This window comes from Streptomyces longwoodensis, assembly GCF_001514125.1.
GTDB classification, from domain to species: Bacteria; Actinomycetota; Actinomycetes; order Streptomycetales; family Streptomycetaceae; genus Streptomyces; species Streptomyces longwoodensis.
The window spans coordinates 299,266-319,777 of sequence record NZ_KQ948551.1 but is presented as its reverse complement, the minus strand read 5'-3'; the positions used below and the strand labels follow the sequence as shown (position 1 = coordinate 319,777).

Annotated in this window: 19 protein-coding genes; 12 read left to right on the top strand and 7 right to left on the bottom strand. The window is 74.6% G+C overall.

The features are described from left to right. Window positions 1-80 precede the first annotated feature (80 nt). The 4 genes from AQJ30_RS10455 to AQJ30_RS10440 form a co-directional block, all read right to left on the bottom strand. On the bottom strand, window positions 81-761 hold the full coding sequence (locus AQJ30_RS10455; protein WP_067231661.1) for a response regulator transcription factor: 681 nt from the start codon (window positions 759-761) through the stop codon (window positions 81-83). Continuing rightward, window positions 758-1,990, bottom strand: coding sequence for a sensor histidine kinase (locus AQJ30_RS10450; protein WP_067231659.1), 1,233 nt, complete (start codon window positions 1,988-1,990; stop codon window positions 758-760). The genes AQJ30_RS10455 and AQJ30_RS10450 overlap by 4 nt, the downstream gene beginning before the upstream one ends. A gap of 41 nt (window positions 1,991-2,031) precedes the next feature. Continuing rightward, window positions 2,032-2,310, bottom strand: a complete 279-nt coding sequence (pspAA, locus tag AQJ30_RS10445; RefSeq protein ID WP_067231656.1) for a PspA-associated protein PspAA — start codon at window positions 2,308-2,310, stop codon at window positions 2,032-2,034. 69 nt (window positions 2,311-2,379) lie between these two features. Beyond that, a complete protein-coding gene (locus tag AQJ30_RS10440) occupies window positions 2,380-3,156 on the bottom strand; it encodes a PspA/IM30 family protein (RefSeq protein ID WP_079083962.1) in 777 nt (258 codons plus the stop codon). A gap of 312 nt (window positions 3,157-3,468) precedes the next feature. Between AQJ30_RS10440 and AQJ30_RS10435 the strand changes: the two genes are divergently transcribed. The 3 genes from AQJ30_RS10435 (at window position 3,469) to AQJ30_RS10425 (ending at window position 6,055) form a co-directional block, all read left to right on the top strand. Continuing rightward, window positions 3,469-4,068 carry a DUF3043 domain-containing protein gene (locus AQJ30_RS10435; protein WP_067231652.1) on the top strand — a complete coding sequence of 200 codons (600 nt, stop codon included), beginning with the start codon at window positions 3,469-3,471 and terminating at the stop codon, window positions 4,066-4,068. An 83-nt stretch (window positions 4,069-4,151) separates the two neighbouring features. Beyond that, window positions 4,152-4,853 carry a class I SAM-dependent methyltransferase gene (locus AQJ30_RS10430; RefSeq protein WP_067231649.1) on the top strand — a complete coding sequence of 234 codons (702 nt, stop codon included), beginning with the start codon at window positions 4,152-4,154 and terminating at the stop codon, window positions 4,851-4,853. Window positions 4,854-4,963: 110 nt separating this feature from the next. Next, window positions 4,964-6,055: a S1C family serine protease gene (locus AQJ30_RS10425; RefSeq protein ID WP_067231648.1), complete on the top strand. Its 1,092-nt coding sequence runs from the start codon at window positions 4,964-4,966 to the stop codon at window positions 6,053-6,055. A gap of 72 nt (window positions 6,056-6,127) precedes the next feature. Here the strand turns inward: AQJ30_RS10425 and AQJ30_RS10420 are convergent, their stop codons facing one another. After that, window positions 6,128-6,340, bottom strand: a complete 213-nt coding sequence (locus AQJ30_RS10420; RefSeq protein WP_067231645.1) for a hypothetical protein — start codon at window positions 6,338-6,340, stop codon at window positions 6,128-6,130. A gap of 112 nt (window positions 6,341-6,452) precedes the next feature. Between AQJ30_RS10420 and AQJ30_RS10415 the strand changes: the two genes are divergently transcribed. After that, the gene (locus tag AQJ30_RS10415) at window positions 6,453-7,670 is read left to right on the top strand and encodes a bifunctional adenosylcobinamide kinase/adenosylcobinamide-phosphate guanylyltransferase (RefSeq protein WP_067231644.1); all 1,218 of its coding nucleotides are present in this window, start codon (window positions 6,453-6,455) and stop codon (window positions 7,668-7,670) included. 58 nt (window positions 7,671-7,728) lie between these two features. Here AQJ30_RS10415 and AQJ30_RS10410 read toward each other — a convergent pair whose 3' ends face one another. Next, window positions 7,729-8,643 (bottom strand): class I SAM-dependent methyltransferase, encoded by a 915-nt coding sequence (locus AQJ30_RS10410; RefSeq protein ID WP_067231641.1) that lies wholly within the window; start codon window positions 8,641-8,643, stop codon window positions 7,729-7,731. 195 nt (window positions 8,644-8,838) lie between these two features. Here AQJ30_RS10410 and cobT point away from each other — a divergent pair, with 195 nt between their 5' ends. The 3 genes from cobT to AQJ30_RS38950 all read left to right on the top strand — a co-directional run bounded on the left by cobT (window position 8,839) and on the right by AQJ30_RS38950 (window position 12,563). Then, window positions 8,839-9,933 (top strand): nicotinate-nucleotide--dimethylbenzimidazole phosphoribosyltransferase, encoded by a 1,095-nt coding sequence (gene cobT / locus AQJ30_RS10405; RefSeq protein WP_067231639.1) that lies wholly within the window; start codon window positions 8,839-8,841, stop codon window positions 9,931-9,933. Window positions 9,934-10,038: 105 nt separating this feature from the next. Then, window positions 10,039-11,805: a phosphatidylglycerol lysyltransferase domain-containing protein gene (locus tag AQJ30_RS10400; RefSeq protein ID WP_067231636.1), complete on the top strand. Its 1,767-nt coding sequence runs from the start codon at window positions 10,039-10,041 to the stop codon at window positions 11,803-11,805. Next, the gene (locus tag AQJ30_RS38950; protein ID WP_067231634.1) at window positions 11,802-12,563 is read left to right on the top strand and encodes a hypothetical protein; all 762 of its coding nucleotides are present in this window, start codon (window positions 11,802-11,804) and stop codon (window positions 12,561-12,563) included. The genes AQJ30_RS10400 and AQJ30_RS38950 overlap by 4 nt, the downstream gene beginning before the upstream one ends. Here AQJ30_RS38950 and AQJ30_RS10390 read toward each other — a convergent pair. Further along, window positions 12,467-13,225, bottom strand: coding sequence for a hypothetical protein (locus AQJ30_RS10390; RefSeq protein WP_067231630.1), 759 nt, complete (start codon window positions 13,223-13,225; stop codon window positions 12,467-12,469). The two genes, AQJ30_RS38950 and AQJ30_RS10390, sit on opposite strands and share 97 nt — an antisense overlap. Window positions 13,226-13,285: 60 nt before the next feature. Here AQJ30_RS10390 and AQJ30_RS10385 point away from each other — a divergent pair, with 60 nt between their 5' ends. The 5 genes from AQJ30_RS10385 (at window position 13,286) to AQJ30_RS10365 (ending at window position 20,304) form a co-directional block, all read left to right on the top strand. Next, entirely contained in the window at window positions 13,286-14,080 is a 795-nt protein-coding gene (locus tag AQJ30_RS10385) for an adenosylcobinamide-GDP ribazoletransferase (RefSeq protein ID WP_067231628.1), read from the top strand. A 305-nt stretch (window positions 14,081-14,385) separates the two neighbouring features. Beyond that, window positions 14,386-15,909 carry a leucyl aminopeptidase gene (locus AQJ30_RS10380; protein ID WP_067231626.1) on the top strand — a complete coding sequence of 508 codons (1,524 nt, stop codon included), beginning with the start codon at window positions 14,386-14,388 and terminating at the stop codon, window positions 15,907-15,909. Window positions 15,910-16,197: 288 nt separating this feature from the next. Further along, the gene (gene lpdA, locus AQJ30_RS10375) at window positions 16,198-17,586 is read left to right on the top strand and encodes a dihydrolipoyl dehydrogenase (protein ID WP_067231623.1); all 1,389 of its coding nucleotides are present in this window, start codon (window positions 16,198-16,200) and stop codon (window positions 17,584-17,586) included. A gap of 67 nt (window positions 17,587-17,653) precedes the next feature. Beyond that, on the top strand, window positions 17,654-19,495 hold the full coding sequence (sucB, locus tag AQJ30_RS10370) for a 2-oxoglutarate dehydrogenase, E2 component, dihydrolipoamide succinyltransferase (protein ID WP_067231621.1): 1,842 nt from the start codon (window positions 17,654-17,656) through the stop codon (window positions 19,493-19,495). Between the two features lie 185 nt (window positions 19,496-19,680). Beyond that, window positions 19,681-20,304 (top strand): GntR family transcriptional regulator, encoded by a 624-nt coding sequence (locus AQJ30_RS10365; protein ID WP_067231619.1) that lies wholly within the window; start codon window positions 19,681-19,683, stop codon window positions 20,302-20,304. The last annotated feature ends 208 nt before the right edge of the window (window positions 20,305-20,512 follow it).

The following is a 20,512-nucleotide window of genomic DNA, read 5'->3' as shown; positions in this document are numbered from 1 at the left end:
GGGGGCAGGTGACGCGGCGGGCCGGGCGGGCGCCCGTCGCGGCGGGCGCGGGCGGCAGCTCGGCCGTGGCCCCGGGCGGCTCAGTCCGTGTGCGGGCGGACCAGTCCCGACTCGTAGGCGATGACCACCAGTTGCGCCCGGTCGCGGGCGCCGAGCTTGGCCATGGCGCGGTTGACGTGGGTCTTGACGGTCAGCGGGCTGACCTCCAGGCGTTCGGCGATCTCGTCGTTGGAGTGGCCGCCTGCCACCTGGACCAGGACCTCGCGCTCACGCACGGTCAGCGCCCCGAGGCGGGCCGAGCGCAGCGGGTCGTGGCCGTCGGCGCCGTCGCCCTGGGCCAGGAAGCGGGCGATGAGGCCCTTGGTGGCGGCCGGGGAGAGCAGCGCGTCGCCGCCGGCGGCGACCCGGATCGCGGTCAGCAGCTCCTCCGGTTCGCTGCCCTTGCCGAGGAAGCCGGAGGCGCCGGCGCGCAGCGACTGCACCACGTAGTCGTCGACCTCGAAGGTGGTCAGGATGACCACCTTGACGGCGGCCAGCGACGGGTCGGCGCTGATCAGACGGGTCGCGGCCAGGCCGTCCGTGCCGGGCATGCGGATGTCCATCAGCACGACGTCCGCCCGCTCCTCCCGGGCCAGCCGGACCGCCTCCGCGCCGTCGGAGGCCTCGCCGACGACCTCCATGTCCGGCTCGGAGTCGACCAGCACCCGGAAGGCGCTGCGCAGCAGGGCCTGGTCGTCGGCCAGCAGGACGCGGATCGTCATACGGTCTCCCCCGGTTGTCCCGTGGCGGCGCTGCGGGTCTTGACCGGCAGGATCGCATGGACGCGGAAGCCGCCGCCGTACCGGGGACCGGTGGTGAGGGTGCCGCGCAGGGCGGTGACGCGCTCCCGCATGCCGAGCAGGCCGTGGCCGCCGCCCGCCACGGGGTCCGGCGGGTCGTCGGCGCGGCCGTCGTCCAGGACCGTGATCTCCACGTTGGGGCCCACCCGGACCACGCTGACCTCGGCCCTGGCCTCCGGTCCCGCGTGCTTCTGCACGTTGGTGAGGGCCTCCTGGATGATCCGGTACGCCGCGAGGCCGACGGCCGCGGGCAGCGTGGTGCCCTGGTCGGCGCGGGCCACCTCCACCCGCAGGCCGGCGCTGCGGAAGGTGCCGGCCAGTTCGTCGAGGCGGTCCAGGCCGGGCGCGGGTTCGGTGGGTGCCTCGGGGTCGCCGGACTGGCGGAGCAGGCCGACGGTGGCGCGCAGTTCGTTCAGTGCGGAGCGGCTGGCCTCGCGGACGTGGGCGAGGGCCTCCTTGGCCTGGTCGGGGCGCTTGTCCATGACGTGCGCGGCCACGCCCGCCTGCACGTTGACCAGGGCGATGTGGTGGGCGACGACGTCGTGCAGGTCGCGGGCGATGCGCAGCCGCTCCTCGGCGACCCGGCGGCGGGCCTCCTCCTCGCGGGTGCGTTCGGCGCGCTCGGCGCGTTCCCGCATGGCCTGGACGACGGCCCGGCGGCTGCGGACCGCGTCCCCGGCGGTCGCGCCGATCCCGGTCCAGGCGAGGATCGCGATGTTCTCCTGCGCGTACCAGGGCAGCGGCCCGGAGAGCATCGCGGCGCCGGTCAGCACGGTCATGGTGAGCAGACCCGCCCGCCAGGTGGTGGCGCGGTCGGTGGTGGAGGCGACGGTGTAGAGGGCGACCACCGCGGACATCGCGACCGGGGCGCGGGGGTCGCCGGTGACGCACTCGACGACGGAGACGGTGCCGGTGACGGCGAGGACCGTCAGGGGGGCGCTGCGGCGGAAGACGAGGGCCACCGCGCCGACGGTGATCAGCAGCAGGCTGAGCGGGGCGGGGCTGCGCACGCCCCACACGGCGCCGTTGTCGCCGCGCGGGTCGACGAAGGAGCCGGCCACCATGCACACCAGGACGCCCGCCGCGACGGACGCGTCCAGGGCGAGGGGGTGGGCCCTGACGGTGCACCGGGCGCGGTCCAGAGTGCTCACGGAGGAACAGTACGTCCCGGCGCCCGCTCCCCGGGGCCCCCTCAGCCCGGGATCAGCCCGTCGTCGCTGAGCATCTCCCGGACCTCCTCCAGGCCGGCGTCCGGGGACGGCAGGATCAGCCCGGAGGGTTCCAGGGAGTCGTCCGGCAGGGGTGTGCCGAGCCGGCGGACCGCGTCCAGCAGCGCGGTGAGGGTGCGGCGGAAGCCGGCCTCGTCACCGCGCTCCAGCTCGGCCAGGAGCTCGTCGTCCAGCTCGTTCAGCTCGGTGAGGCGGGAGTCGTCCAGCTCCACCTGCCCCTCCCCCATGATCCGTACGATCATGTCGCCCTCCTCGGCGTGGGCCTGCTGCCCGGCCCTGTCCTCGGCCAGTGCCGGGCTGCTGGGTGGCTGCTACTGCTTGTCGAAGCGCGGGGTGTCCTGGGGCTGCTGCTGGGGCTGCTGCTGCCCCTGGCCGCCCTCGATGGCCTGGCGGTCGGCGGAGGTGCCCCCGGCCAGCTCGGCCTTCATGCGCTGGAGCTCCAGCTCCACGTCCGTACCGCCGGAGAGGCGGTCCAGCTCGGCCTGGATGTCGTCCTTGTGCATGCCGGACGGGTCGTCCAGGGCGCCGGAGGCCAGCAGCTCGTCGATCGCGCCGGCGCGGGCCTGGAGCTGGGCCGTCTTGTCCTCGGCCCGCTGGATCGCCAGCCCCACGTCGCCCATCTCCTCGGAGATGCCGGAGAACGCCTCGCCGATGCGGGTCTGCGCCTGGGCCGCGGTGTAGGTGGCCTTGATGGTCTCCTTCTTGGTGCGGAAGGCGTCCACCTTGGCCTGCAGCCGCTGGGCCGCCAGGGTGAGCTTCTCCTCCTCGCCCTGGAGCGTGGCGTGCTGCGTCTCGAGGTCGGTGACCTGCTGCTGGAGCGCCGCCTTGCGGGACAGGGCCTCCCGGGCCAGGTCCTCGCGGCCGAGCGCCAGCGCCTTGCGGCCCTGGTCCTCCAGCTTGGACGACTGCTGCTGGAGCTGGTTCAGCTGGAGTTCCAGGCGCTTGCGGCTGGTGGCCACGTCGGCGACGCCGCGGCGGACCTTCTGGAGCAGTTCCAGCTGCTTCTGGTACGAGTAATCGAGGGTCTCGCGCGGGTCCTCGGCCCGGTCAAGGGCCTTGTTCGCCTTCGCGCGGAAGATCATCCCCATACGCTTCATGACACCGCTCATGGGCTTCGCGCGCCCCCTTCTGACGGACTCCGGCTCCAGCTCTGCGACAGAACCCACAGTACGGGCCCTGCTTCCATTGACGCACTGTTCGGGGACGATGCGCTCATCCCCGAGGACGACTGCGGTGGGCTCCTGCTCCGGCGTGAGGAGTAGGTGATCCCCGAGTGGTCCCCGCGTGACGGGTCCCCTTCATCCGCTCCATCCGCTCTGTCCCTTTACGACGACCGGCGTTGCCGGATCGTTCCCCGCGGGGCTGGGGTCCATGCCCGGGAGCCCTTACCCTTGGGTTTTGTGTTCCGTAGCCGTGCCAAGGAAGAGAAGGCCCCGCTCGCCGCGAAGGCGACGGTGACCGACTCCAAGCAGACCCGTGACCCGCAGGCCCCCAAGGGCCGGCCCACACCCAAGCGCAACGAGGCCCAGTCCCAGCGCCGCAGCGTCGCCAACACGTCGCTGACGCGCAAGGACGCCGCCAAGCGTCAGCGCGAGGAGCGCCGCGCCCAGTTGGAGCGGCAGCGTCAGGCACTGGCGGGCGGTGACGAGCGGTACCTGCCGGCCCGCGACAAGGGCCCGGTCCGCAAGTTCGCGCGCGACTGGATCGACTCGCGGTTCAACATGGCCGAGTTCTTCCTGCCGATGGCCGTGGTCATCCTGGTCCTCAGCATCGTCCCCGTGGGCTCGCTGCAGAACATCGCGCTGCTGCTGTGGCTCGTGGTGATCGTCCTCATCGTGCTGGACTCGATCCTCAGCGGTTTCCGGCTGCGCAAGGCACTCAGGGAGCGCTTCCCGACCGACAACCGCAAGGGCGTCATCGCCTACGCGCTGATGCGCTCGCTCCAGATGCGCCGGCTCCGGCTGCCCAAGCCGCAGGTCAAGCGCGGAGAGCGGCCCTGAGCACGACGTCGTTCACCGGGGGGGCCGCCGACGCCTGGCTGAACGGTCTCGGCGGGCTGCGCGAGGTCGTACGGCAGGAGCTGGTGGCCCGGCAGCTCGACGAGCAGATAGCCGGGCGGTTCCCCGTCGGGCAGCGGCTGCGCGTGCTGGACGTCGGCATGGGCCAGGGCACGCAGGCGCTGCGGCTGGCCCGGCTGGGGCACCAGGTGACCGGGCTGGAGCAGGACGCCACGATGATCGCGGCGGCCCGTGCGGCGCTGTCCGGGGAGCCGGAGGGCATCCGGGAGCGGATGCGGATCATCGAGGGCGACGGCCGCGAGACGGGCGCGCACTTCCTGCCGGGCAGCTTCGACGTGGTGCTCTGCCACGGGGTGCTGATGTACCTCCAGGACCCGGACGCCCTGCTCGCGGGGCTGGCCCGGGTGCTCGCGCCCGGCGGCCTGCTGTCGCTGCTGGTGCGCAACGGCGACGCGCTGGCGATGCGCGCGGGACTGTCCGGCGACTGGGCGGGCGCCCTGGGCGCCTTCGACGACGTCTCCTACCGGAACCGCCTGGGCGTGGACGCCCGGGCCGACCGGCGGGCCGCGCTGACCGACACCCTCGCGGGGATCGGCGCGCCGCTGCACACCTGGTACGGGGTGCGGGTGTTCACCGACACCGCGCCGGACGGCACCGAGCCGCCGGCCGACCTGGAGACGCTGCTGGCGGCGGAGGAACGGGCCGGCAAGACGGACCCCTACCGCGGGGTGGCGGCGCTGCTGCACTTGTGCGGGGTGCGGGGCTAGACACCCCCCTGGGGCCTGTCGTCCGGAGCATCCCCGCGTCGCGGGCCCCGGCCCCCTCGTCCGGGTGAACCCCGGGGGACGGGGCGGGTGGCCGCCAGGAGACTCGGGGCATGGACCTTCCCCGCCTCCGCCCCGCTCGCCCGCGAGGTCCGCGGCCGGTCGCCGTCGTCGCGCTGGTCTGCTCGCTGGCCCTGCTGTCCGCGTGCTCCGGGTCCGGGCCGTCGTCGGGGGCGCGGAAGGACACCACGCGGCAGGCGGCCGTACCCGTCGCGCGGTCCGGTGACGACCTCCAGGCCGACTACCAGCGCGTGATCAAGGACGTGCTGCCGTCGGTGGTGCAGATCCAGGCGGCCTCGGACCTGGGGTCCGGGGTCGTGTACGACACCGCGGGGCACATCGTCACCAACGCGCACGTCGTCGGCGACGCGAAGACCTTCACGGTGACCACCGCCAACAGCAAGGACCCGCTGAGCGCCACGCTGGTCTCCTCCTACCCCGCCCAGGACCTCGCCGTCGTCAAGCTCGACGAGGTGCCCGAGGGACTGCGGGCGGCGCGCTTCGGGGACTCGGCGAAGGTCGCCGTGGGACAGATCGTGCTGGCCATGGGTTCGCCGCTGGGGCTCGCGTCGAGCGTGACGCAGGGCATCGTGTCGGCGACCGGCCGGACGGTCAGTGAGGGCGGCTCGGACGGCGGCACGGGGGCCACCCTCCCGAACATGGTGCAGACGTCCGCGGCCATCAACCCCGGCAACAGCGGGGGCGCGCTGGTCGACCTGGACGGGCAGGTCATCGGCATCCCGACGCTCGCGGCGGTCGACCCGGGCCTGGGCAGCGGCGCGGCGCCGGGCATCGGGTTCGCGATCCCGGCGTCGATGGTGGAGCGGGTGGCCGGCCAGATCGTCAGGGACGGCAAGGTCACCGACTCGGGCCGGGCCGCGCTCGGCATCACCGGCCGCACGTTCGTCGACGGCTCGTTCCGGGCCGCCGGGGTGGCGGTGGTCGACGTGAAGGACGGTGGCGCGGCCGACGGGGCGGGCATCCGGCCCGGCGACGTCATCACCCGGCTGGGTGACACCGACATCACCGACATCACCTCGCTGTCGGAGGCGCTGGCGGCGGACCGGCCGGGGCAGCGGACGAAGGTGACGTTCGTCCGCGACGGCGCCGAGCGGACCGTCGACGTCACGCTGGGCGCGCAGTAGGCGGCGGGGCGGTGGACCGCCCCGGTCGACCGGGGGTGGCCGCGGCCGTCCCCGCCGCCGTCCGACGGGGGCTCAGGACCCTTCGGCGTGCAGGCTCATCGGGCCGTAGATCTCCGTGGCGTCCTCGAACAGCCGCACCTGGTCGGCACCGCCCGCCAGCAGGTCCTTCCAGTGCTCGCCGATCCAGGACTCGGCGTCCCCCTGCGTGGTGAACTCCTCGGGCTCCACCGCGGGCTGGACCTCCGTCCCGTCGGTCTTCTCGAACCGCCACGTCCATGCCGCCATGTACGCCTCCCTGGTGTGAACACGTGCAGAGCAGAAGCCGGATCTTGGTCCGGCTCCTGCTGGCAGCCTAGCCGGATGCGCAAGACCTGCGGCGACACGCGAAAATCGGGGCGTGGACGTGACTCTGCTCGGTACCGGTGCCCCGGCGGGACTGCCCCGCCCCGACTGTCCCTGCGCGGTGTGCGCGGCCTCGCCCGGGGAGCACGCGCGGGCGGCGGCCTCGGTGCTCGTGGACGGGGTGCTGCTGCTCGACCTCACCCCGGGCGCGGCGTTCGCGGCCGCGCGGGCCGGGCGCTCGCTGGGCGGCGTACGGCAGGTGCTGCTGTCGCACCCGCACGACGGTCCGGCGGTGGAGGTGCCGGCCGGGCTGCCGCAGCCGGGGCGGGTCCCGGACGGGCGGGAGTTGGCGGTGCTGACGGGCCACCGGGTGCGGGCGGTGGCGCTGGACGCGGGCGGCACGGGGTACGCGGTGAACGGCCCGGACGGGCAGCGGCTGCTGTACCTGCCGCCGGGCGGCTCGCCGGCCGGCCTGGAGGAGGGCTCCGGTGCGGCCGGGCGGTACGACCTGGTGCTGCTGGACGTGGTGGGGCGGCCGGACGCGCTGGCGAGGCTGCGGGCGGTGGGCGCGGTGGGCCCCGGTACCGACGTGGTCGCCGTGCACCTGGACCACGACGTGCCGCCGGGCGCGGAGCTGCGGCGCCGGCTCGCCGCCGCCGGGGCGCGGGCGGTGGCGGACGGGACGACGCTGACGGCCGGCGCGCACGGGAGCGCGACCGCCGTGCCCGACGTGCCGCGGCGGACGCTGGTGCTGGGCGGGGCCCGGTCGGGCAAGTCGGTGGAGGCCGAGCGGCGGCTGGAGTCGTTCCCCGGGGTGGTCTACGTCGCGACGGGCGGTTCGCGCGGCGGGGACACCGAGTGGACGGCGCGGGTGGCCGCGCACCGGGAGCGGCGGCCGGGGTCGTGGCGCACCCGTGAGACGTGCGACCTGGTGCCGCTGCTCGCCGAGGACGGGCCGCCGGTGCTGATCGACTGCCTGTCGCTGTGGCTGACGGACGCGATGGACGCCGTCGGGGCGTGGGACGACGCGCTGTGGGCGGACGGCGGCGAGCGGGAGCTGCGCGAGCGGGTGGCCGCGCTCGCGGCGGCCGTGCGGTCGGCCCGGCGCACGGTGGTCCTCGTCTCCAACGAGGTCGGCTCCGGGATCGTGCCGGCGACCGCGTCGGGACGGCGCTACCGCGACGAACTGGGGCGCCTGAACGCCGCGGTGGCGTCGGAGTGCGAGCAGGTGGTGCTGGTGGTGGCGGGCCAGGCGCTGGTGCTGCGGGGGTGAGCGGCCGCTCCGGTCGCCGTGCGGGGAGGGGCGGGGTGCGGTGCCGGATGACGGGTCGTCAGCGGCCGTTCTCCTTGCGGGCGATGACCCGGTAGGCGTTGGCGAAGCGGGTGCGGCGGGCCGCCGGGGACAGGGTGTGGTCGGCCGCCCTGGCCAGGGTCAGCAGCGGTGCGGCGGGCGCGAGGAAGCCCTTGCGGGTCAGGTAGAGCGCCGTGGCCGCCGTCAGGTCCCGGGGGACGTGGGCCGCGCGGCGGTCCGTCCCGAGGACGTGCCAGCCCTGGGCGGCCAGCTCCGCGCGGAGGTTGGGCAGCGGGATCAGGTGCAGGTGGCGGGGCTGGTCGTAGGACGGCCACCACTTGCCCAGCAGGTCCGCCGACGCGCTGGCCGGGTCCGGGAGTTCGAGGAGCAGCAGGCCGCCCGGCCGCAGCGCGGTGCGCGCCGCCCACAGTTCGTGCCGGGGGTCGCGGGTGTGCTCCAGGTGGTGCAGCATGCTCACCACGTCGTAGCGGCCGCGCAGCCCGGCCAGCACCCGCGGGTCGGTCAGCGACCCCACGTGGGCCTCCTCGACCCGTTCCGCGTCCCGCGCCCGCACCACCCTCGCCGTCGGGTCCAGCCCGTCGAACGACGTGTACGGGAACACCTCCCGGGCGGCCTCGGGGAAGCGCCCCTCGCCCGTGCCGACGTCCAGCCAGCTCTCCGGTTCCGTGACGTGGCGCAGCACCGTCCGCGCCACCGCGCGCAGGCGCCGGGTGTCGGCGGGCTCCTCCGCGGCCGTGCTGCCGTACAGGGCGAGGCCCTCCGGGGTCAGGCGCGGGTTCTGGAAGGTGTGGGCGCAGTCCTCGCAGGCGTCGACCGTGAACGTGCCCGGCCGGCCGAGTCGCAGGTCGGGCGTGCGCAGCCGGGTGCGCAGCCGCTTCGAACCGCACCAGGGGCAGTCGTCGCGGCGGGGCTCGTGGATGGGCCGTGCGGGCATCGGCGACTCCCGGCAGGAGGAAGGCAGGCGAGCACAACAACCGAACAATCACATCAATCGGAGCGATCAGAGCAATCACGCCAAGGGCGTCAAAAGGGAACGTATGGGATGCCGCTGACGGGTGCAAAGATGTCGCGGTCGCGGGCCGGGCCCGTGGCGCGGGGCCGTTCGACCGGTGCCGGTACTGTTCGGCGAATGAGCTCGCTGAATCTCGACGACTTCACCGATCTGATCGAGCGTCCCGACGGCGGGGTGCGCCGCGACGCGGAGGCGCGCCGGGAGCGTCTGATCGTGCCGCCCGGGTCGCTCGGGCGCCTCGACGACCTGGGTGAGTGGCTGGCCGCGGCGCAGGGTTCCGTGCCCGTGCGGCCGGTCGAGCGGCCGCGGGTGGTGCTGTTCGCCGGCGACCACGGCGTCGCCGAGCTCGGCGTCTCGGCGCGGCCGGCCGGGTCCGCCGCCGAGCTGGTGCGGGAGATCCTGGCGGGCGGCCGTCCGGTCGCGGTGCTGGCGCGGCGGCTCGACGTGCCGGTGCGCGTGGTGGACATGGCGCTGGACTGCGCCCCGGACGCGTTCCCGGCGGACGTCGTACGGCACCGGGTGCGGCGCGGCAGCGGGCGGATCGACGTCGAGGACGCGCTCACCCCGGAGGAGGCGGAGGCGGCCTTCCGGGCGGGCGTGGCGGTGGCGGACGAGGAGGCGGACTCCGGGACGGACCTCGTGGTGCTCGGGGACGTGAGCGTCGGCGGGACCACGGCGGCCGGGGTGCTGGTGGCCGCGCTGTGCGGGACCGACGCCTCGGTGGTGACCGGGCGGGGCGGGCTGGCGATCGACGACCTGGCGTGGATGCGCAAGTGCGCGGCGATCCGGGACGCGCTGCGGCGGGCCCGGCCGGTGCTCGGGGACCAGCTCCAGCTGCTGGCGGCGGTGGGCGGGGCGGACCTCGCCGCCATGACGGGCTTCCTCCTGCAGTGCGCGGTGCGCAAGGTGCCGGTCGTCCTGGACGGCGTGGTTGCGGCCGCCTGTGCGCTGGTGGGGCAGCGGATCGCGTTCCGGGCGCCGGACTGGTGGCTGGCCGGCCACAGCAGTGGCGAGCCGGGGCAGGCCAAGGCGCTGGACCGGATGGCGCTGGAGCCGCTGCTGGACCAGGGCGTGCGGGTGGGCGAGGGCGCGGGCGCCCTGCTGGCGCTCCCGCTGGTCCGGGCCGCCGCCGCGCTGGCGGCGGAGCTGCCGGAGCGCACGGACGAACCCGGCGGGGAGCCGGTGAAGGATTCCATGGAGGACTTCACGTAGGACTTCACAGGGCTCCGGCGTGACGGTCGGCGGGAGGGGCGCGGCGGAGGTGTGATTCGGGCGAATCAGATGAATAGGTCGAACCGGCCCATATGATCGCCCACCATGGGAGACCGTCACGCCCCCCGCCCCGACCGCCGTCCCCTCCCGAGGCGGTCCGCCGCGCTCGCGGTGTGGTACCTGCGGGCCGTCGCCTTCGTCAACTTCCTGAGCGCGGGCTGGGTCTCCCTCGGGCAGGACGTGCGCCGGCACAACCAGGAGAACCTGTTCACGCCGTACCTGCTGACGGCCGGCTTCGCCTCGGGTGTCTTCGCCGCGTTCCTCGCCGTCACGATGCGCCGCCGCAAGCGGGCCGCGTGGATCTTGAACCTCGTGCTCAGCGGGGCGTTCCTCGCGCTGTTCGCGGTCGCCATGGCGTTCCCGGAGGTCCGCCGGTACCCGCAGAACTGGGTGTCGCTGGCGCTGACCGCCGGCTTCGTGGCCACGCTGCTCGCCGGGCGCGGCGAGTTCTACGCCAAGGGCGACCGGGCCAACCCGCGGCTCGCGGCGCTCGTCGCCGGGTGCGGTCTGCTGGGGGCCTCGCTGCTGGCCGCGCTGCTCGTCACGGTCACCAACCGGGCGCCGGACGCGGCGCGTTCGACGTTCGCCGGGCGCTGGTGGTACGGCACGCTGCGGCTGGTCTCGGTCGTGTCCGACGAGCGGCACACCCCGGGCATCGCCCCGCCCACCTGGGTCGACGTGACCGTGAACGTGCTGAGCACCGTCCTGGTCCTGGCCGTCCTGTACGCCGCGTTCCGCTCCCGGCGCGCGGTCGACCCGCTCGGCCACGAGGACGAGAAGCGGCTGCGGGAGCTGCTGGAGCGGCACGGGGAGCGGGACTCGCTCGGGTACTTCGCGCTGCGCCGGGACAAGAGCGTGATCTGGTCGGCGACCGGCAAGGCCGCCGTCACCTACCGCGTCGTCGGCGGGGTGTCGCTGGCCTCCGGGGACCCGCTCGGGGACCCCGAGGCGTGGCCGGGGGCGATCGGGCCCTGGCTGGACGAGGCGCGGGCGCACGGCTGGATCCCGGCCGTGATGGGCGCGGGCGAGGAGGCCGGCACCGTCTTCGCCCGGCACGGGCTCGACGCCCTGGAGCTCGGGGACGAGGCGATCGTGGAGGTCGCCGAGTTCACCCTGGAGGGGCGGGCCATGCGCACCGTGCGGCAGGCGTACAACCGGGTGCGGCGGGCCGGGTACACGGTGCGGGTCCGGCGGCACGAGGACATCCCCGCCGACGAGCTCCGGGCCCTGGTGCGGCGGGCCGACGCGTGGCGGGACGGGGCCACCGAACGGGGCTTCAGCATGGCGCTCGGCCGGCTCGGGGACCCGGAGGACGGGCGGTGCGTGATGGTCGAGTGCGCCGACGCCGAGGGCCGCCCGAAGGCGCTGCTGTCGTTCGTGCCGTGGGGGCCGCGGGGCCTCTCCCTGGACCTGATGCGCCGTGACCGGGACGTCGCCCACCCCGCCAACGGGCTGATGGAGTTCATGGTCATCGAACTGCTGCGCGGGTGCCCGGCGTTCGGCGTCACCCAGGTCTCGCTCAACTTCGCGATGTTCCGCTCGGTGTTCGAGCGCGGTGCCCGCCTGGGCGCCGGGCCGGTGCTGCGGTTGTGGCGGTCCCTGCTCAGCTTCTTCTCGCGCTGGTGGCAGATCGAGTCGCTGTACCGCGCCAACGCCAAGTACCGGCCCATCTGGGAGCCGCGGTTCCTGCTGTTCGAGAAGAGCGCCGACCTGCCCCGCATCGGCCTCGCGTCGGCCCGCGCGGAAGGGTTCCTCGAACTGCCGGGGCTGCCGGAGCGGCCGGGGCGGGGCCGCCTGGAGCGGCGCGGATGACCACGGCCGCCCGCTGGGCCCGCGCCGAGTGGGGGCGGCTGTACGACACCGTGCGCGCCGGGCTCGCCGAGCGGCGCGCGGCGGCGGTCGCGATGACGCTCGGCGCGGTGTGCCTGACGGGCGTGCTGCACCTCGCCCAGCAGTGGCCGTGGGGGATGCGCGCGGTGCACGACCTGGGGGCGGTGCGGGCGGAGGACCCGCTGTGGCTCGCCCTGCTGCGCACACCCCTGTCGCTGTTCGTGCCGGCGCCCGACCTGCCGGTGTGGGGGGCGCTGGTCCAGGTGCTGCTGGTGTTCGGGATCGCCGAGGTCTGCCTGGGCCGGTGGCGCACGCTCGCGGTGGCGTACGCCGCCACGCTGGCCGGGACCCTCTACGCGCGCCTGGGCATCGCCCTCGGCCCGGGGCACCCGCTGGGGCTGCCCGCCTCGGACGCGCGCGTGGTGGACACCGGGCCGTCGGCCGCGGTGGTGGGGCTCGCGGTGGTCGTGGCGCTGCGCTACGGCGCCCGGGTGACGGCCGGCGCGGTGGCCCTCGCGATGGTGGCCGAGGTGCTGGTGAAGGAGAACCTGGCCGGCCGGGAGCACCTGGCGGCCATCGCGGCGGTGCTGGTGCTGTACGCGCTGTGCGGGGCGCGTCGGCGGTGCGCGCCGTGCGGGGCGCGTCAGCGGCCCCGGTCGAGCGGGACCGGGTCGGGTTTGCCGCCCAGCCAGTCCTCCAGCGCGCGGCGCGGGCGGGCCCAGCGCCGGTCGTGGCGGTAGGCGCGCAGCTGCGACTTGGCGCGGGCGCGCGGGCGGCGGCCGTAGAAGCGGCGGGCCCACAGGGACCCGGGGCGGGCCAGCCGGATCGCGCCGACCAGGGCGACGAAGGGGACGATCACGCCGAACAGGGCGGTGCGCAGCTTGCCCTTGAACAGGGCCACCAGGGACAGCAGGAAGTTGCCGGCGACGCTGGCGACGACCGAGCCGCGGTCCTGGAGTTCCCCTTGGGACAGGTCGTTGACCCCGAACGGGGAGAAGCCGAGCAGCAGCAGCCCGCCGAGGGCGGCCGTGACCACCACGACCTCGACGCTCTTGCGGCCCTCCTCGCTCCAGTAGACGTCGTCGAGGTGGAGGATCAGGGCGAACTCGTCCAGGACCAGCCCGGCGCCGATGCCGAAGACGACCGCGGCGGCGCACGAGCCGAAGCCGTGTTGCCCGCCGGCGACCGCGGCGAAGCCGCCGATGACGGTGAGCACGATGCCCGGGACCACGTGGTGGATGTGCACCCCGCCCGCCTGGACGTTGCCGAACGGACCCTTGCCGGCCCGGATGAGCCGGGTGATCAGCCGGGTGACCAGGAAGGTGAGGACGAAGGAGGCGAGGGCGAGGAGCAGCGGCAGCTTGCCCGGCTCGACGATGTTGCGCTGCAACCAATGTCCCATACGCGCACTTTAGTCCGGACCCCCCGCGGTCTCCGCCCGAGCGGCCGGTAGCCTGCGCCGGTGACCGAGACCCCGCCGACCTCGTCGTTCGACGGCCTCCGCTTCGCCTTCGGCACCCTCACCGTGCTCCCCGTCCGGGTGCACCGCTGGGACCGTGCGGCGGCCCGCGGGGGCATGCTGGGCGCGCCCGTGGCCGGGCTGGTCGTCGGCACCGCGTCCGCCGGGCTCGGCCTGCTGCTGCTCGCGCTGGGCGCGGGCCCGCTGCTCGCCGCCGTCGCCTCGGTGGCGGTGCCCGCCGCGCTCACCCGGGGCCTGCACCTGGACGGGCTGGCCGACACCGCCGACGGGCTGGGCAGCAGCCGGCCCGCCGAGGACGCCCTACGGATCATGAAGCAGTCCGACATCGGGCCGTTCGGGGTAGTCACCCTCGTCCTGGTGCTGCTGGCCCAGGTGGCCGCGCTGGACCGGTTGTACGGCGACTCCTGGGCGCGCGGTGCCCTCGCGGCCGTCGTCGGCGCGGTCGCCGCCCGGCTGGCGCTCACGCTCGCCGCGCGCGCCGGAGTGCCGGCCGCGCGCCCGGAGGGGCTCGGGGCGGCCGTCGCGGGGGTGGTGCCGGTGCCGGGCGCACTCGCCGTGGCCGCGGGCTGCGCGGCCGGGGCGGCCGTCGCGGGGGCCCTGCTCGGCGCCGCCGACGCCGTGCGCACGCCGCTCGCGCTGCTGGCCGCAGCGGTCGTCGCCGAGCTGCTGCTGCGCCGCTGCGTGCGCCGCTTCGGCGGGGTGACCGGGGACGTCTTCGGCGGCGTCGCGGAGACGGCCGCCACCGCCGCGCTGGTCGCCCTCACCTTGGGCGGCTGAGGGCCGACCCCACGCGGGCGGCCGGTGCACCGGCCGTCTCCCCCACGGCGTGTCACCCGCCGGACGGTGCGAGGATCACCGGGTGGCCAAGGCGCCACACAGGGGTGAACACTCCCGGGAAGGAGTGCACGGGCACGCGCGCGTACGCTCCTCCTGCGGAGTTCGTTCCCGCCGGTTCGCCGCGCCGGTGGGACGCACCCCGCGTGCGACCGCACCCCCGGCCCGGCTCTAGGGTCGGCTCCCGGGCCGGTCGACCCACACTTTTCGGCCACGCAACTTCACATCGGAAGCGAGATCCCACCACCGTGACTGCTCTCACTCTCAGCACCGCCGCGGCGCCCGGCCTGCGGGCCGACGCGATCGTGATCGGTGTCGCCAAGGCCGCGAAGGGCCCGGTCGTCGCACCGGGCGCCGAGGCCGTGGACAAGGCCTACGACGGCCGGCTCGCCGCCGTCCTGGACACCCTCGGCGCGTCCGGCGCCGAGGGCGAGGTGACGAAGGTGCCCGCCCCGGCCGGCTTCAAGGCACCGCTCGTGGTGGCGGTGGGGCTGGGCGGGGAGCCCGAGGCGGACGCCTCCTTCGACCCCGAGGCCCTGCGCAAGGCGGCCGGCGCGGCCGCGCGCGCCCTCACCGGCGCCAAGAAGGCCGCCTTCGCGCTGCCGGTCACGGACGCGGGCGACGTCGGCGCGATCGCGGAGGGCGTGCTGCTCGGCGCGTACTCCTTCGACACCTACAAGGACAACGGCGGCGGCAAGGCCAAGAACGGCAAGGCGCCGCTCGCCGACGCCGTGCTGCTCGGCGCGAAGCCGCGCGACGCCGCGCACAAGGGGGCGCTGGCCCGGGCCGTCGCCGTCTGCGAGGAGCTCAACCGCGCCCGCGACCTGATCAACATGCCGCCGAACGACCTCACCCCCGAGGCGTTCGCCGCGATCGCCTCGTCGGCGGGCAAGCAGCACGGCCTGAAGGTGCAGGTGCTCGACGAGAAGGCGCTCGTCAAGGGCGGCTACGGCGGCATCCTGGGCGTCGGCGGCGGGTCCGCCGCGACGCCGCGCCTGGTGAAGCTGTCGTACACGCACTCCAAGGCGGACAAGCACCTGGCGTTCGTCGGCAAGGGCATCACCTACGACTCGGGCGGCATCTCGCTGAAGCCCGCCGGGCACAACGAGACGATGAAGTGCGACATGAGCGGCGCGGCCGCCGTGTTCGCCGCCGTCGTCGCCGCCGCGCGGCTCGGCCTGGAGGTGAACGTCACCGGCTGGCTGGCGCTCGCGGAGAACATGCCGTCCGGCACCGCCGTCCGTCCGGGTGACGTCCTGCGGATGTACAGCGGCAAGACCGTGGAGGTGCTCAACACCGACGCCGAGGGGCGGCTGGTGCTCGCCGACGCGCTGTGGGCGGCCTCGCAGGAGGCCCCGGACGCGATCGTGGACGTGGCGACGCTGACCGGCGCCATGATGCTCGCGCTGGGCAGCCGGACCTTCGGGATCATGGCCAACGACGACGCGTTCCGCACCACCGTGCACGAGGCCGCGGAGGAGGTCGGCGAGCCGGCCTGGCCGATGCCGCTGCCCGAGCACCTGCGCAAGGGCATGGAGTCGCCCACCGCCGACATCGCGAACATGGGTGAGCGCATGGGCGGCGGGCTGGTCGCCGGCCTCTTCCTGCGGGAGTTCGTGGGCGAGGGCATCACCTGGGCGCACCTCGACATCGCGGGCCCGGCGTTCAACGAGGGCGGGCCCTTCGGCTACACGCCCAAGGGCGGCACCGGCACGGCCGTGCGCACGCTGGTGCGGCTGGCGGAGCTGACGGCGGCCGGCGACCTGGGCTGACGCCCGCCCACCGGGCCGGGCCCGTCCGTGACCGGGCGGGAGCAGGGGCGTGGGGAGCTGTTCGCGCAGTTCCCCGCGCCCCTTTCCGCCTCCGGTGCGGCACTCGTCAGGCGGGGACGTGCTGTGTCTCACACCCCGGCCCCGCGTCTCGTCGGGGTTCGACAAGTGCGAAGATGGGGCTCGGCAGGACAGGGCCCCACCCACAGGGCCGAAACCTAGAGCGGCCGGACACCAGCCGCCGACCGGTCAGCGACGACCGGCGTGGCGCACATGCATGGAGGACGTGACGTGGCGAACGACGCCAGCACCGTTTTCGACCTAGTGATCCTCGGCGGTGGTAGCGGTGGTTACGCCGCGGCCCTGCGCGGGGCGCAGCTGGGCCTGGACGTCGCCCTGATCGAGAAGGACAAGGTCGGCGGCACCTGCCTGCACCGGGGTTGCATCCCCACCAAGGCCCTGCTGCACGCGGGCGAGATCGCCGACCAGGCCCGCGAGAGCGAGCAGTTCGGCGTCAAGGCCTCCTTCGAGGGCATCGACATCGCCGGTGTGCACAAGTACAAGGACGACGTGATCTCGGGCCTCTACAAGGGTCTGCAGGGTCTGGTCGCCTCCCGCAAGGTGACGTACATCGAGGGCGAGGGCCGGCTGTCCTCCCCCACCTCCGTCGACGTGGGCGGTCAGCGGATCCAGGGCCGCCACGTCCTGCTGGCGACCGGCTCCGTGCCGAAGTCGCTGCCGGGCCTGGAGATCGACGGCAACCGCATCATCTCCTCCGACCACGCCCTCGTCCTGGACCGCGTGCCCAAGTCCGCGATCATCCTGGGCGGCGGTGTCATCGGCGTCGAGTTCGCCTCCGCGTGGAAGTCCTTCGGCACCGACGTCACGATCGTCGAGGGCCTGAAGCACCTCGTCCCCGTCGAGGACGAGAACTCCTCCAAGCTCCTGGAGCGCGCGTTCCGCAAGCGGGGCATCAAGTTCAACCTCGGCACCTTCTTCCAGAAGGCCGAGTACACGCAGGACGGCGTCAAGGTCACCCTCGCCGACGGCAAGGAGTTCGAGGCCGAGGTCCTGCTCGTCGCCATCGGCCGCGGCCCGGTCTCGCAGGGCCTCGGCTACGAGGAGGCCGGGGTCGCCATGGACCGCGGCTACGTCCTCGTCGACGAGTACATGCGCACCAACGTCCCGACCGTCTCCGCCGTCGGTGACCTGGTCCCCACGCTCCAGCTCGCGCACGTCGGCTTCGCCGAGGGCATCCTGGTGGCGGAGCGTCTGGCCGGTCTCAAGACCGTCCCGATCGACTACGACGGTGTCCCGCGGGTGACGTACTGCCACCCGGAGGTCGCCTCCGTCGGCATCACCGAGGCCAAGGCCAAGGAGATCTACGGCGCGGACAAGGTCGTCGCTCTGAAGTACAACCTGGCGGGCAACGGCAAGAGCAAGATCCTCAAGACCGCGGGCGAGATCAAGCTCGTCCAGGTCAAGGACGGTGCCGTGGTCGGCGTCCACATGGTCGGCGACCGCATGGGCGAGCAGGTCGGCGAGGCCCAGCTGATCTACAACTGGGAGGCGCTGCCGGCCGAGGTCGCCCAGCTCATCCACGCCCACCCGACGCAGAACGAGGCGCTCGGCGAGGCCCACCTGGCCCTGGCCGGCAAGCCGCTCCACGCGCACGACTGACCCTCGGTCGCGCCACGTCCCACGCGACGACACAGACTTCCGCAATTCGTTAGGAGCAACCGAAACCATGGCGGTTTCCGTAACCCTTCCGGCGCTCGGCGAGAGCGTCACCGAGGGCACTGTCACCCGCTGGCTGAAGGCCGAGGGTGAGCGCGTCGAGGCCGACGAGCCGCTGCTCGAGGTCTCCACCGACAAGGTCGACACCGAGATCCCCTCCCCCGCCGCGGGCGTCCTGGCCTCCATCAAGGTCGCCGAGGACGAGACCGTCGAGGTCGGCGCCGAGCTGGCCGTGATCGACGACGGCACCGGCGCCCCGGCCGCCGAGCAGGCCCCCGCCGCCGAGCAGGCGCCGGCCGCCCAGGAGGTCGCCCCGCCGGCCCCCGAGCCGGCCCCGGCCGCGCAGCCCTCCACCGAGCAGTCCGCCCCGGCGCCGGCGCCCAGCGCCGAGGCCGCGTCCGGCGGCGGTTCCGCCGAGGGCACGGACGTGGTCCTGCCCGCGCTCGGCGAGTCCGTCACCGAGGGCACCGTCACCCGCTGGCTGAAGTCGGTCGGCGACTCCGTCGAGGCCGACGAGCCGCTGCTCGAGGTCTCCACGGACAAGGTCGACACCGAGATCCCGGCGCCCACCTCCGGTGTGCTGCTGGAGATCGTGGTCGGCGAGGACGAGACCGCCGAGGTCGGCGCCAAGCTGGCCGTCATCGGCGCCCCGGGTGCCGCCCCGGCCGCCGCCCCGGCCGCTCCGGCTCCGGAGCCCGCCGCCGCTGCCCCGGCTCCGGCGCAGCCCGCCGCGCCCGAGGCCCCGGCCGCCCCGGCCCAGCCCGCCGCCGCTCCGGCCCCGGCGCAGCCCGCCGCTCCGGCCGCCGCCGCTCCGGCCCCGGCCCAGCCGGCGGCTCCGGCGCAGCCCGCGGCCCCGGCTCCCGCGCCCGCCCCGGTCACCCCGGCCGCCCCCGCGGCGCCCGCCGGCCAGGCGAGCGACGAGGGCGCCTACGTCACCCCGCTGGTGCGCAAGCTCGCCGCCGAGCACGGCGTCGACCTGGGCTCGGTCAAGGGCACCGGCGTCGGCGGGCGGATCCGCAAGCAGGACGTGGTCGCCGCCGCCGAGGCCGCGAAGGCCTCCGCGGCCGCCCCGGCCCAGGCCGCCGCGCCGGCCCCCGCCGCGAAGAAGGCCCCGACGCTCGAGGTCTCCCCGCTGCGCGGCCAGACCGTCAAGATGCCCCGCATCCGCAAGGTCATCGGCGACAACATGGTCAAGGCCCTGCACGAGCAGGCCCAGCTGTCCTCGGTGGTCGAGGTCGACGTGACCCGCCTGATGCGTCTGCGCGCCCGGGCCAAGGACGCGTTCGCCGCGCGCGAGGGCGTCAAGCTCTCCCCGATGCCGTTCTTCGTGAAGGCGGCGGCCCAGGCGCTGAAGGCCCACCCGGTCATCAACGCCAAGATCAACGAGGCCGACGGCACGATCACCTACTTCGACACCGAGAACGTCGGTATCGCGGTGGACTCCGAGAAGGGCCTGATGACCCCGGTCATCAAGCACGCCGGCGACCTGAACATCGCCGGTATCGCCAAGGCCACGGCGGAGCTGGCCGGCAAGGTCCGCGGCAACAAGATCACCCCGGACGAGCTGTCCGGCGCGACCTTCACCATCTCCAACACCGGTTCGCGCGGCGCGCTGTTCGACACGATCATCGTGCCGCCGGGCCAGGTCGCGATCCTCGGCATCGGTGCCACGGTCAAGCGTCCGGCCGTCATCGAGACCGAGGAGGGCACGGTCATCGGCGTCCGCGACATGACGTACCTGACGCTGTCCTACGACCACCGTCTGGTGGACGGCGCCGACGCGGCCCGTTACCTGACCGCGGTCAAGGCGATCCTGGAGGCGGGCGAGTTCGAGGTCGAGCTCGGCCTGTAGCCCCCCGACGCCCACGGCACCCCGTCCGGAACTCCTCCGGGCGGGGTGTTCGCGTTCGCCGTCACACGGCCGTCACACCCCGCGTGTAAGCCTCGTCTCACCTGCGCCCCAGCCCGCCCGGGCGTCCCACCGGCGGAGCGAACCGGCCGTATTGTCTAAACGTCAGCCTTCCCGAAGGAGCCCTCATGACCGCGCCCGTCGTCCACTCGCTGCGCGAGCAGATCCGCGAGCACATCGTGGAGGGGATCGTCAGCGGGCGCTGGCAGCCGGGCGAGCGCATCGTGGAGCGCCGGATCGCCACCGAGCTGGAGGTCAGCCAGACCCCGGTCCGCGAGGCCCTGCGCGAACTGGAGTCGCTGCGGCTGATCGAGTCGGCCCCCAACAAGGGCGTGCGGGTCCGCAACCTCACCGCGGCCGACCTGGAGGAGAGCTACCCGGTCCGGGCGGGCCTGGAGGCGATCGCGGCGGAGCTGGCGGCGGAGCGGCTGGCAGCCGACTGCTCGGCGCTGGAGCCGCACGTGTCGGCCCTGTACGAGGCCGACCGCAACGCCGACGGCACGGCACAGGTGCGGCACACCGTCGGCTTCCACCGCGAGCTCGTGCGCGCCGCGCACAACTCGGTGCTGCTGCACACCTGGGAGGGCCTCGGCATCGAGGTCTTCACGGCCCTGTCGATCCGCTGGCTGGGCACGGTCCAGCAGTCGTACGCGGAGGAGCACGAGGAACTGGTCCAGGCGTTCCAGCGCCGCGACCCCCGCATCGCGGACCTGGTCAAGTCCCACGTCCTGGGCTGCGCCCCCCGCCCCTGAAGGCGCGGGCACCGCGCCCGAAGGGGCGCGGGGAACTGCGCGACCAGCCACCCCCGGACCCGCACCCGCCACCCCACCGCACCACCCGAGCACAACCGCGCTCACCTGCACAAACACCCACCTCCCCCCGTCACCCGGTGCCACCGCCGGAGGCACCCCGTGCCGACTTTCTCGCGATCAAGAGGTTTTGTCCCTCAACCCTTTGATC

Bases quoted from the DNA above. Each gene is read 5' to 3' on its own strand.
- AQJ30_RS10455 (WP_067231661.1), bottom strand. From the start codon at position 761: ATGACGATCCGCGTCCTGCTGGCCGACGACCAGGCCCTGCTGCGCAGC.
- pspAA (WP_067231656.1), bottom strand. From the start codon at position 2,310: ATGATCGTACGGATCATGGGGGAGGGGCAGGTGGAGCTGGACGACTCC.
- AQJ30_RS10440 (WP_079083962.1), bottom strand. From the start codon at position 3,156: ATGGGGATGATCTTCCGCGCGAAGGCGAACAAGGCCCTTGACCGGGCC.
- AQJ30_RS10425 (WP_067231648.1), top strand. From the start codon at position 4,964: ATGGACCTTCCCCGCCTCCGCCCCGCTCGCCCGCGAGGTCCGCGGCCG.
- AQJ30_RS10420 (WP_067231645.1), bottom strand. From the start codon at position 6,340: ATGGCGGCATGGACGTGGCGGTTCGAGAAGACCGACGGGACGGAGGTC.
- AQJ30_RS10410 (WP_067231641.1), bottom strand. From the start codon at position 8,643: ATGCCCGCACGGCCCATCCACGAGCCCCGCCGCGACGACTGCCCCTGG.
- cobT (WP_067231639.1), top strand. From the start codon at position 8,839: ATGAGCTCGCTGAATCTCGACGACTTCACCGATCTGATCGAGCGTCCC.
- AQJ30_RS10400 (WP_067231636.1), top strand. From the start codon at position 10,039: ATGGGAGACCGTCACGCCCCCCGCCCCGACCGCCGTCCCCTCCCGAGG.
- AQJ30_RS38950 (WP_067231634.1), top strand. From the start codon at position 11,802: ATGACCACGGCCGCCCGCTGGGCCCGCGCCGAGTGGGGGCGGCTGTAC.
- AQJ30_RS10390 (WP_067231630.1), bottom strand. From the start codon at position 13,225: ATGGGACATTGGTTGCAGCGCAACATCGTCGAGCCGGGCAAGCTGCCG.
- sucB (WP_067231621.1), top strand. From the start codon at position 17,654: ATGGCGGTTTCCGTAACCCTTCCGGCGCTCGGCGAGAGCGTCACCGAG.
- AQJ30_RS10365 (WP_067231619.1), top strand. From the start codon at position 19,681: ATGACCGCGCCCGTCGTCCACTCGCTGCGCGAGCAGATCCGCGAGCAC.